This window comes from Octadecabacter ascidiaceicola (genome assembly GCF_900185015.1).
GTDB classification, from domain to species: domain Bacteria; phylum Pseudomonadota; class Alphaproteobacteria; order Rhodobacterales; family Rhodobacteraceae; genus Octadecabacter; species Octadecabacter ascidiaceicola.
Map to the genome: position 1 here is coordinate 62,813 of NZ_FXYD01000002.1, position 13,500 is coordinate 76,312.

Annotated in this window: 11 protein-coding genes; 8 read left to right on the top strand and 3 right to left on the bottom strand. The window is 55.0% G+C overall.

Going from position 1 to position 13,500, the window contains the following annotated elements:
* Positions 1 to 15: 15 nt before the first annotated feature.
* From OCA8868_RS05615 to OCA8868_RS05625, 3 genes are all read left to right on the top strand, one after another.
* Positions 16 to 537, top strand: a complete 522-nt coding sequence (locus OCA8868_RS05615; RefSeq protein WP_093995608.1) for a gamma-glutamylcyclotransferase — start codon at positions 16 to 18, stop codon at positions 535 to 537.
* Between the two features lie 70 nt (positions 538 to 607).
* Complete coding sequence (locus OCA8868_RS05620; RefSeq protein WP_093995609.1) at positions 608 to 1,786, top strand: biopolymer transporter ExbB; 1,179 nt, start codon at positions 608 to 610, stop codon at positions 1,784 to 1,786.
* 3 nt (positions 1,787 to 1,789) lie between these two features.
* On the top strand, positions 1,790 to 3,391 hold the full coding sequence (locus tag OCA8868_RS05625; RefSeq protein WP_093995610.1) for a peptidoglycan -binding protein: 1,602 nt from the start codon (positions 1,790 to 1,792) through the stop codon (positions 3,389 to 3,391).
* A 126-nt stretch (positions 3,392 to 3,517) separates the two neighbouring features.
* Here the strand turns inward: OCA8868_RS05625 and OCA8868_RS05630 are convergent, their stop codons facing one another.
* From OCA8868_RS05630 to gloB, 3 genes are all read right to left on the bottom strand, one after another.
* Positions 3,518 to 4,474, bottom strand: a complete 957-nt coding sequence (locus tag OCA8868_RS05630; protein WP_093995611.1) for a M23 family metallopeptidase — start codon at positions 4,472 to 4,474, stop codon at positions 3,518 to 3,520.
* Entirely contained in the window at positions 4,474 to 6,795 is a 2,322-nt protein-coding gene (gene clpA, locus OCA8868_RS05635) for an ATP-dependent Clp protease ATP-binding subunit ClpA (RefSeq protein ID WP_093995612.1), read from the bottom strand. The genes OCA8868_RS05630 and clpA overlap by 1 nt, the downstream gene beginning before the upstream one ends.
* 186 nt (positions 6,796 to 6,981) lie before the next feature.
* Positions 6,982 to 7,755 (bottom strand): hydroxyacylglutathione hydrolase, encoded by a 774-nt coding sequence (gene gloB, locus OCA8868_RS05640; RefSeq protein WP_093995613.1) that lies wholly within the window; start codon positions 7,753 to 7,755, stop codon positions 6,982 to 6,984.
* 62 nt (positions 7,756 to 7,817) lie between these two features.
* Here gloB and OCA8868_RS05645 point away from each other — a divergent pair, with 62 nt between their 5' ends.
* The 5 genes from OCA8868_RS05645 (at position 7,818) to atpD (ending at position 13,485) form a co-directional block, all read left to right on the top strand.
* Entirely contained in the window at positions 7,818 to 8,564 is a 747-nt protein-coding gene (locus OCA8868_RS05645; protein ID WP_093995614.1) for a class I SAM-dependent methyltransferase, read from the top strand.
* 491 nt (positions 8,565 to 9,055) lie between these two features.
* Positions 9,056 to 9,616 (top strand): F0F1 ATP synthase subunit delta, encoded by a 561-nt coding sequence (locus OCA8868_RS05650; protein ID WP_093996160.1) that lies wholly within the window; start codon positions 9,056 to 9,058, stop codon positions 9,614 to 9,616.
* On the top strand, positions 9,616 to 11,151 hold the full coding sequence (gene atpA, locus OCA8868_RS05655) for a F0F1 ATP synthase subunit alpha (RefSeq protein WP_093995615.1): 1,536 nt from the start codon (positions 9,616 to 9,618) through the stop codon (positions 11,149 to 11,151). Before OCA8868_RS05650 ends, atpA begins: the two co-directional genes overlap by 1 nt.
* Positions 11,152 to 11,168: 17 nt before the next feature.
* Positions 11,169 to 12,041 (top strand): F0F1 ATP synthase subunit gamma, encoded by an 873-nt coding sequence (locus OCA8868_RS05660; protein ID WP_093995616.1) that lies wholly within the window; start codon positions 11,169 to 11,171, stop codon positions 12,039 to 12,041.
* A gap of 19 nt (positions 12,042 to 12,060) precedes the next feature.
* A complete protein-coding gene (gene atpD / locus OCA8868_RS05665) occupies positions 12,061 to 13,485 on the top strand; it encodes a F0F1 ATP synthase subunit beta (protein WP_093995617.1) in 1,425 nt (474 codons plus the stop codon).
* The last annotated feature ends 15 nt before the right edge of the window (positions 13,486 to 13,500 follow it).

The window sequence follows — 13,500 nt, forward strand, 5'->3', positions numbered from 1 at the left end:
GAAGGGCCATAAAAGATGACAATGTGGGTGTTTGGATACGGATCATTGCTCTGGAACCCCGGTTTCGAGCCAGCGGAAGCCGTGACAGCGACGCTTTCAGGCTATCACCGCAGCTTTTGCATGTTGTCGATCCATCACCGTGGAACGGTCGAAGAACCGGGATTGGTGCTGGCGCTGGATGAAGCTGAAAGTACCTGTGTTGGTGTCGCGTTCCGCGTGGCTAAAACAGACGAGGTTCGCGTGTTGGCTGAACTGCGCGAACGAGAGCTGATTTCATCCGCTTATGAGGAAGCTCACGTACCGCTTTCGTTAAAGGATGGGCGTGATGTTCAAGCCTTGGCCTACGTCATTAACCGCACCCATGAGCAATACTGCCAGTTTGACCTAGAACGCCAAGCACAGATGATTGCGCGCTCAGTTGGCGGGCGCGGGCCGAACCCTGAATATCTGTTCAATACGGCCGATCATCTGGTCGAAATGGGTATCGATGACCCTGATATGGCATGGCTTGTACGGCGCGTGCGCGAACTCGCATAAATTTGTTTGGGAAATGGCGCGCTAGCCCCTAAAGTGACGCCTAACAAACAACAAAGAGGTGCCTGATCCCATGGCAACAGGGGACCAAAAGGCCGAGCCGCAGTTTTCCCAACCTTGGCGCCAGATCATTTCGATGCTGGTCGTGATTGGCTTGGTCTGCGCCGGCGCCATCCTAGCATTTCCGCGCGTCGGGCCTGTGTTTATGGCAAACCCGTATCTGAACGGGTTCATCTTTTTCGTCTTTTTGATCGGGCTTTTATCCTGTTTCTGGCAGGTCTGGCAGTTGATCAAATCGGTCAGCTGGATCGAAGGTTTTGCAGGCGAACAACTTGGCGCGGATATCGTTAAGGCACCGGGATTATTGGCACCGCTCGCAACCTTGTTGCGCTCACGCGGATCGCGGATGCAATTGTCTTCCAGTTCGTCCCGTTCCATTTTGGATTCCGTGTCCCAGCGGATTGATGAAGACCGTGAGATCACGCGATATATCGTCAACACGCTGATTTTCCTTGGCCTTTTGGGGACATTCTACGGCTTGGCAACGACAGTTCCCGCCCTTGTCGAAACCATCCAGTCCTTAACGCCGGACGAGGGCGAAAGCGGCGGGGATGTGTTTTCACGTCTGCAATCGGGCCTCGAAAGCCAACTTGGTGGTATGGGCGTGGCCTTTGCGTCGTCTCTGTTGGGCCTTGCCGGATCCTTGGTTGTGGGCTTGTTGGAGCTCTTCGCGAGCCACGGCCAGAACCGCTTTTACCGCGAGCTCGAAGAATGGATGTCCACGATCACCCGCGTTGGTTTAGCAGCGGGCGATGACGCCAGCGGAAGCGAAGTCGCAATGGCAGGTGTTGTGGACCATATGGTTGAACAAATGGAGCGGATGCAATCCATGTTTGCCGCTTCAGAAGCCAGCAGAACCGAAGCTAACGAACGCATCGGCATGCTTGCTAGTGCAGTTGAAACACTGGCGCAGCAGACTTCAAATAACGAGGCAAATGCACAGCTGACCCGTGTCGCCGATGCCCAAGAAGGGCTGATTGCGGCGTTGAAAGACACAGGCATGGAAGGCATAGACGCAGAAAGCCGCATGCGATTGCGCTCGATTGATGTCGGGCTGTTGCGCATCCTTGAGGACATGGCGGCAGGCCGCCAAGAGGTCATCCAGGACCTACGCGCTGATATGGCTGGGCTGACCAAGGCCGTGCGCCAAGGCAACCGCGAAGCGCGTAAGTCAAATTCGGACGGATCCTAGGTCATGGCGCTGAGCCGCAGAACAGGCGCACGTTTCCAAGCGTCCATCTGGCCCGGCTTTGTGGATGCAATGACGGGCCTGCTGTTGGTCCTTATGTTCGTCTTGACTATCTTTATGGTGCTGCAATTTGTGCTGCGCGAAACGATAACAGGCCAAGAAGCGCAACTTGATAGCCTTGAGGCGGATGTTTTGGCGCTGACCAACGCACTTGGTATCCAACAAGATCAATCCGCGGCGCTTGGCGCACAGGTCGGTGTTTTGTCGGGCGAATTAGCTGGCTTACAGGCGGAATTGGCAGAAAGCGAAAGCCTAGTCGCACAGCAAAACGCAACCATTGCGCGGCTAACAGGGGAGCGCGACGCGCTGATCGCAGATGTTTCCAACGCCCAATCCCAAATCACCGGATTTGAAGCGCAGGTCGCTGGGTTGCTGGCGCAACGCCGTGACGCAGAAGGCGCGATTGCCAGTTTGGAGGCGCGAGAAGCGGAGCTTATGAGTTCGCAAGAAGCACTAAACCTCGCCCTCGCGCAGGCGCGCGACGAAATTGACGAAGGAGTTGAGGCCGCCCGACTTGCCGCAGCACGTGCTGATGCCCTTGATGCAATGATCGCTGAACTTGAGGCTGATAATACTGCATCTTCCACCCAAATCAGCGAGCTTGAGGCAGCCAAGTTAGCTGACGCCGCTGCCGCCGAAGCCCTGCGCGAACGTCTTGCCAATGCAGATACCGAACTGACTGCGATGACCCTTGCCCTCGAAGAACAACGCCAGCGGGCAGAGGATACGCTGACATTGCTTGCTGCTGCACAAGCGCAATCGGGTGCGGCTGAGGAAGTTGTTGATCGGCAAGAAGCGTTGCTCGCACTCGCCAATGAGGCGCTTGCGCAGGAAGAGGCGCTATCGGCTGAAAGCCAAAGACAGGTAACATTGTTAAATGAACAAGTGGCTGGTCTGCGAGGGGAACTGGAGCGGCTGCAGGGTCTTCTTAACTTGGCGAATGAACAGGACGCTACCGCCAACGTACAAATCGAAACCCTCACCCAGGACCTGAACACAGCGATGGCACGCGCCTTGCTTGCCGAGCGTCGCGCACGGGTTCTGGAAGAAGCGGAGCTGGAACGTCTGGCAGCAGAAGCGATTGAGTTGGAGCGTTATCGTTCTGATTTCTTGGGGCTTTTGCGCGAAGTTCTTGAAGATGTCGAAGGTGTGAGAATCGAAGGGGACCGGTTCGTGTTCTCGTCCGAAGTCTTGTTTGAACAAGGTGCCGCAGCGCTTTCAGATGAAGGCCAGCGCGAGATCGCAAAGGTCGCGGGTATTTTGCGCGACGTGGCGGGGGACATACCTGAGGATATTGATTGGGTGATCCGTGTGGACGGGCATACGGACAACGTCCCGCTGTCAGGTGCTGGGCAGTTCGCCAACAACTGGGAACTTAGCCAGGCACGGGCGCTTTCTGTTGTGCTGTATATGGTCAATTTCCTGGGCATTCCGCCAGAGCGCTTGGCGGCGAATGGATTTGGTCAGTACCAACCAATTAACCCTGACAATTCAGATGTCGCCCGCGCCCAAAACCGCCGCATTGAGTTAAAGCTAACCGAGCGGTGATCTGATTGAGCGGCTGCGCCGCGCAGGTTCCTTAGCTGTTTTGGACAAACTGAGCCAATCGCGGCGTCGTTTGTACGTCGTTGCGAAATGCGCCCCCGACCGGGAGCTTATGGCAAAGACAAATCGTCAGTGCAGGCTGATCGTCGTGGATTGGCGGTCTAGCACGACCCCGTCACGGGCATGAATGACAAGGCCAGTGTAAGTCCCGACCGACCAGCCCGCATCAGGAGGATTGAGGCCGCCAGCGCGCATAAACAACGCCTGTTGGCGATCGAGAACATCGTCGGTTTGGAACAGAGGGCCGTCTGGTCCGTCAAACGAGATGGTGACCGTATCGCCAACGCGGGCCCCAAATGCGAAAGCCCAAAGGACGATGGGTGCGTTATGGGTCAAGGTTTGTACTGATGCTGTTCCCGATTTGATAGTGGTGTATTCTGGGACGGAATTGGAGAAGCCGATGTCTAAAATGCCGCCTTCTGGTGTTGCGATTGGTTGTGCCCAAAGCGTTTCCGACGGAGGTTCACCGCAAGTGATTTGGCCGTTCGGTGCGAAGGGGTCGACAACAGCACCATTTCTACGGACAGAGATGTGTACATGAGGGAACTGTGTACGGCCGGACAGCCCGACCTCGCCTAGGACATCTCCGGCTTCAACGTGATCGCCACTTAGGACAGTTACGGAGCCTTCTTTCATGTGGCAGTATTGAGTTTCCCACCCGTCCTCATGTGCTATCACTACGCCATTTCCGCAATCGCGTCCGTTGATTTCCCCTGCAAGGTCGGATGTGTAAATCACGTCGCGCATGTCGCTACGCACGCCGCGTACTGTACCAGCCGCTGAGGCGAGGACGTCTACGCCACTTTCCATCGCCGCCAGCGAGGGCAGGCCGAAGTCAGTTCCCTTGTGAGTGTCATAGCTGAGGGAGCCACATTGGAAATCGGATGCCGCTTCGGACGGATCGCGGTCCACGTAATTTTGAATATAGCAGGTTTCACCCAAGACGCAGTCGATGGGGAGACCGATTTGGAAATCCTGCGCCGCTGCTGGGGCGGCGCAGGCTAAAAGCACTGCAAATGTGCGCATTAGTCCGCTGCGAGAAGTGGCGGTTTATCTTTTGAGATACGCACCTTCTCAGGAGGCTCTATCTTGAGATCAAGTTCACCTTTCTTGACGCCAACGATGATATGCCCACCCTTGGCAAGCGAGCCAAACAGCAGTTCTTCCGCGAGCGGCTTCTTGATGTGTTCCTGAATGACGCGGCCAAGGGGGCGCGCGCCCATTTTGGAATCGTAGCCGCGGTCTGCCAGCCATTCGGCAGCAGGTTTTGTCAGTTCGATCGTTACGTTGCGATCCATCAGTTGCGCTTCGAGTTGCAGAACGAACTTTTCGACCACCTTCAGGATCACGTCTTTGCCAAGCGGTGCGAAGGAAACCACTGCATCCAGACGGTTGCGGAATTCCGGAGTGAACGTCTTTTCGATTGCAGCGGTGTCTTCACCCGTGCGGCGTTCACGGCCAAAGCCGATCGCTTCTTTCGCCATTTCGGATGCGCCTGCGTTGGATGTCATGATGATGATAACATTGCGGAAATCTGTGGTGCGTCCGTTGTGGTCCGTCAGTTTACCGTGGTCCATCACCTGCAACAGAATGTTGTAGACGTCAGGGTGGGCTTTTTCCATCTCATCTAGCAGCAACACGCAGTGCGGGTTCTGATCGACGCCGTCAGTCAGCATGCCGCCTTGGTCAAACCCGACATAGCCGGGAGGGGCACCGATAAGACGGGAAACCGCGTGTTTCTCCATGTATTCGGACATGTCAAAGCGGAGTAGTTCAACGCCAAGCGTGTCGGCCAGCTGTTTGGCGACTTCGGTTTTACCCACGCCTGTTGGCCCTGCGAACAAGTAATTGCCGATGGGCTTTTCTGGTTCACGCAGGCCAGCACGGGCAAGTTTGATTGCGGAAGACAGCGCGACGATTGCGTCGTCTTGGCCAAACACCACGCGTTTAAGGCTTGATTCCAGATCCTTAAGGACCTCGGCATCGTCCTTGGACACATTTTTCGGCGGGATGCGGGCAATCTTTGCCACGACAGCTTCGATCTCTTTGGTGCCAACAGTCTTGCGACGTTTGGAGGCCGGGATCAGATGTTGGGCTGCACCCGCTTCGTCGATGACATCAATCGCGCTGTCAGGCAGTTTGCGATCGTTGATGTAACGGGACGCAAGCTCAACAGCGGATTTGACCGCATCGGCGGTGTATTTGATTTCGTGGTGATCCTCGAAATACGTTTTGATGCCTTTGAGGATTTTGACGGAATCTTCAACAGACGGTTCATTCACGTCGATTTTCTGGAAACGACGCGCCAATGCGCGATCCTTTTCGAAGTGCTGACGAAATTCTTTGTAGGTCGTTGACCCCATGCACCGCAGTTTGCCACCGGCGAGGGCAGGTTTCAGCAGGTTGGAAGCATCCATCGCACCACCGGATGTCGCACCGGCACCGATAATGGTGTGGATTTCATCGATGAACAGCACGGCGTCATCGTGATCTTCCAGTTCGGTCATCACGGCCTTAAGGCGTTCCTCAAAGTCGCCGCGATAGCGCGTGCCAGCCAGCAGAGCGCCCATATCGAGGGAGAAGATCGTGGTTTCGCCGAGCACTTCGGGAACGTTTCCTTCGGTGATCTTCTGGGCGAGGCCTTCAGCGATGGCCGTTTTACCAACACCCGGGTCACCCACCAGCAGCGGGTTGTTCTTACGGCGGCGGCACAGCACTTGGATTGCGCGTTCAACTTCGTGGTCGCGCCCGATCAGCACGTCTACGTCGCCTTTTTCGGCTTTCGCGTTTAGGTCGACGCAATACTTCGACAGCGCGCTTTCGTCCTTATCGGACTCGGCAGCTGTTTCAGCTTCTTCGTCCAGTGTTGGCGCGCCGGTGATTGGGCGGCTTTCACCGTATGCGGGGTCCTTAGCGACGCCGTGCGCGATGAAGTTCACCGCGTCATAGCGGGTCATGTCCTGATCTTGCAGGAAGTAGGCGGCATTGCTTTCGCGTTCAGCAAAGATGGCGACCAACACGTTTGCGCCTGTGACTTCGGTGCGGCCAGAAGATTGCACATGGATCGCGGCACGTTGGATCACGCGCTGGAAGGCGGCTGTTGGCACGGCTTCGGAGCCTTCAACGTCTGTTACCAGCGTCGACAGGTCGTCTTCGATGAAATCCTCAAGGGTCTTGCGAAGCTCGTTCAGGTCAACGGAGCAGGCCTTCATGACGCGTGCTGCATCGGGTTCGTCGACCAGCGCGAGCAACAGGTGCTCAAGCGTGGCGAGTTCATGTTTGCGTGCATTGGCCAAGGCCAAGGCAGAATGAATGGACTGCTCAAGCGTCGTGGAAAATGATGGCACGTTAGGTGCTCCTTTTAATCGAGGGTCTGTCAAGGCGAGTCCCGTCTAGACCGTGGCCGCTTATGGTTAAGTTTTGGCTTATTGAGGCCATCTTCAAGGGAAAAATTGTTACATTGCCGTTACTGGCGGTGAAATGTGCTGTCTAAGACTCTGTTTTGGCGGGATTTGCAGTGAAAATCGGCGGGTTTAGAAAGAATCCCGTGCTTTGCGGACTTTGGTAAAAACTTCGGCAGGATCAGCGTTTGTCATGTTTTGGGCAGCTTGCAGGGCAGAAACATCAGCCCGAAGGAAGGGATTGGTGCGTTTTTCGACGCCTAAATCTGATGGAACAGTTGCTTGCCCTTTGGCACGCGCCGCCGTGATTTGTTGAACACGAGAGATAAGGTCGGAATTCTCCGGTTCAATAGTGAGAGCGAAACGGGCGTTCGTTTCTGTATATTCATGACCGCTGCACACGCGGGTATCGTCGGGCAGGGCACGCAATTTCAACAGGCTGTCCCACATTTGCGCAGGCGTGCCTTCAAACAGGCGACCACACCCCAGCGCCATAAGGCTGTCTGCGGTGAACAGGACTGCTGATTTCGGGAAATGCACGGCGATGTGGTTCAGCGTATGACCAGACACGTCAAACACGGCGGCTTCTTCGCCGCAAATCACCACTTTGTCTCCGTCAGACACCGCCAAATCCAGCGCAGGCAAACGGTGGGCGTCGGCGGTAGCCCCAATAATGCGCGGCGTCGCACCGCTTGATTTCAACAGCGGATCAAGGCCATCGACGTGGTCCCAATGGTGGTGCGTCAACAGAACATCCGTCAAAGTCCAATCCTGCGCATCAAGCACCGCTTGAATGGGTGGCGCATCGGGTACGTCCACCAACAAAGTCTCCTCAGTTTCGGCATTGTGCAGCAAGAAGGCGTAGTTATCTTCTAAGCAAGGAATGGTGATCAACTCGAGGGGCATGGCGTTGTCCTGTTTGATTGCTATGGTCGGTCTAAGTTTTGCCTATTCGGAGTCGGGCTTCAATGCATTTAGATGTGCATGATCTTCGCGAATTCTACTACCGCAGTCCGTTGGGGCGTGCGGCCCAAAAGGTTGTGCGCGATGAACTCGTGCGGTTGTGGCCTGAGGCAAAGGCGCAAACGGTAGCCGGCTACGGCTTTGCGGTGCCACTTTTACGCCCGTTTTTGGGGGATGCGCGTCGCGTGATTGCGTTGATGCCGGGGCCGCAAGGGGTGATGCCGTGGCCTGCCGATGGCCCGAACGTCAGCGTGTTGTGTGAAGACACGCTTTGGCCGCTTGCGTCTGGAAGCGTGGATAAGCTGGTTTTGATGCACGGGTTGGAAACGTCGGATCACCCGATGACGCTGCTTGATGAATGTTGGCGCGTGTTGGGGCCGGGGGGCAGGGCGGTGTTTGTCGTGCCGAACCGGACGGGGCTTTGGTCACGCTCAGATGCTACGCCGTTTGGGTTTGGGCGACCGTATTCGCTAGGTCAGTTGGAAAAGCAATTACGGGATGTTGGCCTTATCCCGACCAAAACGCTTTCAACGCTTTATCAGCCCCCGTCTTCGCGCAAGATTTGGCGTCGATTTGCCAAGACGATGGAGGGCGCTGGGCGGCATATTCCGGTGTTCGCAGCAGGTGGCGTGTTGATGGTCGAAGTCACCAAACAAGTCCCCCAACCCAAACGCCCCGGACTGGCACAGGCCGTTAAACGGCCGTTACGCGTACTTGAAGGGATGGGCGGGCCGGTGGTGAAACCTGTCTAATGCAGAGCGGTCTGAGGTTTATTCACGAAAAGGCACATCCTGAAGCCGATGATTGGTTAGGACGCCGAGCGTCTAGCGTGTCAGAATCAGCAACACCTTCTAACGATTAGGTTAAGACGCGCGATTGGCGGATTCTCGGTTCTTTCAATTGGATGCTCAGTTTGTGCCAAAACGCCGCACCTTATTGCGTTTTACCGAACGAAAACTAAGGGTGGCGACGCTACGTTTTGCACCCATCTGGTTGCAAAGACTAGAGAATGCGCATTTGCGAGCGGTAACGGTGTCTGAAACCGCCGTAAATAAATTCGGTATGCAAAGGTGTACTGAAACGCAAAGCCTTAACGTTTTGCGCTTCAAGGCGGTTGCCCCAACCGAAACCCTCTGCTACATCCGCCCAGAATTAACTGCCCCGCAAGTGTGTGGGGCTTTAATGTGACGCCCCATAGCCTTTTTGAAAGAAGGGTCGGGGCAAAGACATCGGAAGGGTGGACGTGTCTGAATCAGCTTCGATTTCCTCCGGCATCGCATCTCGCTATGCCACAGCCGTCTTTGACCTGAGCAAAGACGCAAAAGGCCTTAAAGGTCTTGAAACAGATATTAACGCTTTGTCTGACGCCCTTGCCGGCAGCGACGACCTGAGCGATTTGATTTCGTCCCCACTATATAGCCGCGACCAACAGGGCGCTGCGATCGGGGCCGTTGCCAAGAAAATGAAACTCTCAAAAACCATGACAAACACTTTGGCGCTTATGGCGTCCAAGCGTCGTTTGTTCGCGGTACCGCAATTGGTCACGTCGCTGCGTGAAATGATTGCAAAGGAAAAGGGCGAAGTTACTGCTGATGTAGTGTCTGCCAAAGCCCTGACCAAAGCCCAATCCGACAAGCTGGCGAAAACGCTTAAGGCGTCCGTTGGCTCTGACGTGATTATCAATGCGTCCGTTGATGAAACTCTCATCGGCGGTCTTGTCGTTAAAGTTGGCTCCAAGATGATCGACACGTCGGTCAAATCGAAGCTCAACGCTCTCCAGAACACCATGAAAGAGGCCCGGTAATGGCGATCCAAGCTGCGGAAATCTCCGCGATCCTCAAGGACCAAATCAAAAACTTCGGCAAAGAAGCCGAAGTTGCAGAAGTCGGCCGTGTGCTGTCCGTCGGTGACGGTATTGCGCGCGTGTACGGCCTGGACAACATTCAAGCCGGCGAAATGGTCGAGTTCCCAGGTGGAATTCAGGGCATGGCGCTGAACCTTGAAGCCGACAACGTCGGTGTTGTTATCTTTGGTTCCGACCAAGACATTAAAGAAGGCGACACAGTTAAGCGTACAAACGCGATTGTGGACGTTCCTGTCGGTGACGGCCTGCTTGGCCGCGTTGTTGACGGCCTCGGTAATCCGCTGGACGGCAAAGGCCCGATCAAAACAAAGACACGTGCGATTGCTGATGCTAAAGCGCCGGGCATTATCCCACGTAAGTCTGTTCACGAACCAATGGCGACTGGCCTGAAGTCCGTTGACGCGATGATCCCGATTGGCCGTGGCCAGCGAGAGCTGATCATTGGTGACCGTCAGACTGGTAAAACAGCGATCGCGCTCGACACGATCCTGAACCAAAAGTCTTACAACGATGCTGCGAAAGACGAGAACGGCAAGCTGTACTGCGTTTACGTAGCGATCGGTCAGAAGCGTTCTACAGTTGCTCAGCTGGTTAAGAAGCTCGAAGAAGCTGGCGCGATGGAATACTCCATCGTTGTGGCTGCGACAGCGTCTGATCCTGCTCCTCTGCAGTTCCTTGCACCATACGCTGCGACTGCGATGGCGGAACACTTCCGCGACAACGGCCGCCACGCTTTGATCATCTACGATGATCTCTCCAAGCAAGCGGTTGCGTATCGTCAAATGTCCTTGCTTCTTCGTCGCCCACCAGGCCGTGAAGCTTACCCAGGTGACGTTTTCTACCTTCACTCCCGTCTGCTCGAGCGTTCTTCCAAGTTGAACGAAGACAACGGTTCCGGCTCTTTGACTGCTCTGCCAGTCATCGAAACACAAGGCGGTGACGTTTCTGCGTTTATTCCGACTAACGTGATTTCCATCACCGACGGTCAGATCTTCCTTGAAACTGAACTGTTCTACCAAGGTATCCGCCCTGCGGTTAACACTGGTCTGTCCGTTTCTCGTGTTGGCTCGTCCGCGCAAACCAAAGCTATGTCCTCTGTGGCTGGTCCGGTTAAGCTGTCGCTTGCTCAGTACCGTGAAATGGCTGCCTTCGCGCAGTTCGGTTCCGACCTCGACGCGGCAACACAGCAGTTGCTGGCCCGTGGTGCACGTCTGACAGAGCTGATGAAGCAAAAGCAGTACTCGCCACTGACCAACGCTGAAATCGTTGTCATCATCTTCGCCGGTACAAACGGTTACCTCGACAACGTCGACGTGTCCCAAGTAGGCGAGTGGGAAGCTGCGCTTTTGAAGCACATGCACGCAAACCACGCGGATGTTCTTGAATGGATCACCAACGACGATCCGAAGATCAAGGGCGATGCAGCCGACAAACTTAAAGCAGCTCTCGATCCGTTCGCAGCTGATTTCGCTTAAGGGAAGGATGACGCCAAATGGCTAACCTTAAGGACCTTAAAAATCGGATCGAGTCGGTCAAATCGACCCGCAAGATCACGAAGGCCATGCAAATGGTTGCAGCTGCAAAGCTGCGCCGTGCGCAGGAAGCGGCTGAAATGTCCCGTCCTTATACGGAACGTTTCAACGCTGTAATGGCTGGTTTGGCTTCTGCCGCTGGCGGAGAAGGCGCACCGCGTCTTCTGTCCGGCACAGGGTCCGACAACGTGCATCTGCTGGTCGTTATGACGGCTGAGCGTGGTTTGTGTGGTGGTTTCAACGGCAACATTGCCAAGAAGGCCAAAGCACACGCCGCTGAGCTTGTCGCAGCCGGTAAAACTGTGAAGATCATCACAGTCGGTAAAAAAGGCCGCGATGCGATCAAACGTGATCTGGAAAGCCACTTCATCGGCCACGTCGACCTCACTGAGGTAAAGCGCGTGGGCTATGAGAACGCCCAAGACATCGCACGTGATGTTCTGGCCCGTTTTGACGGTGAAGAATTCGACGTTGCAACGATCTTCTATGCGAAGTTCGTGAACGTTGTGACCCAGATCCCGACCGCACAGCAGATCATCCCGTTCGAAGCACCGGAAGGCGCAGAAAACGAAGATGGCACGCTTTACGACTACGAGCCAAGCGAAGAGGCCATCTTGGCTGACTTGCTGCCGCGCGCAGTTGCGACCCAAATCTTTGCGGCCCTGTTGGAAAATGGCGCATCCGAGCAAGGCGCTCGTATGTCAGCTATGGACAACGCGACACGCAACGCTGGTGAGATGATTGACAAGCTGACGATCCAATACAACCGATCCCGTCAGGCCGTCATCACAAACGAGCTGATTGAAATCATTTCCGGCGCGGAAGCGCTGTAAGAGAACCGGAGAAACGACAATGGCAAACTCAAAAGGCAAAATCACACAGGTGATTGGTGCTGTCGTGGACGTTCAGTTTGATGGCGATCTGCCAGCAATTCTGAACGCTCTGAAAACAAGCAACAACGGCAAGGATCTGACGCTCGAAGTGGCGCAGCACCTTGGTGAAAACACAGTTCGCGCCATCGCGATGGACGCAACAGAAGGCCTCGTTCGTGGTCAAGAAGTTGTCGACCAAGATGCGCCGATCTCTGTTCCAGTTGGTAACGCAACACTTGGCCGTATCATGAACGTCACAGGCGATCCTGTTGACGAACAAGGCCCAGTAAACACAAAAGCCCGCCGTTCTATCCACGGCGAAGCCCCAAAGTTCGAAGACCAGTCCACAGCGACAGAAATCCTCGTGACAGGCATCAAGGTCATCGACCTTCTCGCGCCTTACACGAAGGGTGGTAAAATTGGGCTCTTCGGTGGTGCGGGTGTTGGTAAAACAGTTCTCATCATGGAATTGATCAACAACATCGCGAAAGTGCACTCCGGTGTGTCCGTGTTTGCGGGCGTGGGTGAGCGTACACGTGAAGGTAACGACCTTTACCACGAGATGATCGAATCCGGCGTTATCGTTCCTGACGATCTGGAGCAGTCCAAGATTGCTCTCGTATACGGTCAGATGAACGAGCCTCCAGGTGCGCGTATGCGTATCGCTCTGACTGGTCTGTCCCTTGCGGAACAGTTCCGTGATGACACAGGTTCTGACGTTCTGTTCTTCGTGGACAACATCTTCCGCTTTACACAAGCTGGTTCCGAGGTGTCCGCGCTTCTGGGTCGTATTCCTTCCGCGGTTGGCTACCAGCCAACACTGGCGACTGACATGGGTGCGATGCAAGAACGTATTGCTTCCACTAAAGGCGGTTCCATTACGTCCGTTCAGGCCGTTTACGTTCCTGCGGATGACCTTACCGACCCTGCGCCGGCGACATCGTTTGCTCATTTGGATGCGACAACCGTTCTTGACCGTGCGATCTCCGAAAAGGGTATCTACCCTGCGGTTGACCCACTCGGTTCCACATCGCGATTGCTTGATCCACTGATCATTGGCGACGAGCACTACAAGGTTGCGACTGACGTTCAGCAAATCTTGCAGCGTTACAAATCTTTGCAGGATATCATCGCGATTTTGGGCATGGACGAATTGTCTGAAGACGACAAAATGACTGTGACACGTGCGCGTAAGATCGAACGCTTCTTGTCCCAGCCGTTTGACGTTGCAAAGGTCTTCACCGGTTCCGATGGTATTCAGGTTCCACTGGAAGACACAATCGCGTCCTTTAAAGCGGTTGTTGACGGTGAGTATGACCACCTCCCAGAAGGTGCGTTCTACATGGTCGGCGGCATCGAAGACGTGAAAGCAAAAGCCGAGAAAATGGCTGCAGACGCAGCTTAACCCTCGGACCTAAGG

Bases quoted from the DNA above. Each gene is read 5' to 3' on its own strand.
- OCA8868_RS05625 (WP_093995610.1), top strand. From the start codon at position 1,790: ATGGCGCTGAGCCGCAGAACAGGCGCACGTTTCCAAGCGTCCATCTGG.
- OCA8868_RS05615 (WP_093995608.1), top strand. From the start codon at position 16: ATGACAATGTGGGTGTTTGGATACGGATCATTGCTCTGGAACCCCGGT.
- OCA8868_RS05645 (WP_093995614.1), top strand. From the start codon at position 7,818: ATGCATTTAGATGTGCATGATCTTCGCGAATTCTACTACCGCAGTCCG.
- atpD (WP_093995617.1), top strand. From the start codon at position 12,061: ATGGCAAACTCAAAAGGCAAAATCACACAGGTGATTGGTGCTGTCGTG.
- atpA (WP_093995615.1), top strand. From the start codon at position 9,616: ATGGCGATCCAAGCTGCGGAAATCTCCGCGATCCTCAAGGACCAAATC.
- gloB (WP_093995613.1), bottom strand. From the start codon at position 7,755: ATGCCCCTCGAGTTGATCACCATTCCTTGCTTAGAAGATAACTACGCC.
- OCA8868_RS05660 (WP_093995616.1), top strand. From the start codon at position 11,169: ATGGCTAACCTTAAGGACCTTAAAAATCGGATCGAGTCGGTCAAATCG.
- OCA8868_RS05630 (WP_093995611.1), bottom strand. From the start codon at position 4,474: ATGCGCACATTTGCAGTGCTTTTAGCCTGCGCCGCCCCAGCAGCGGCG.
- OCA8868_RS05620 (WP_093995609.1), top strand. From the start codon at position 608: ATGGCAACAGGGGACCAAAAGGCCGAGCCGCAGTTTTCCCAACCTTGG.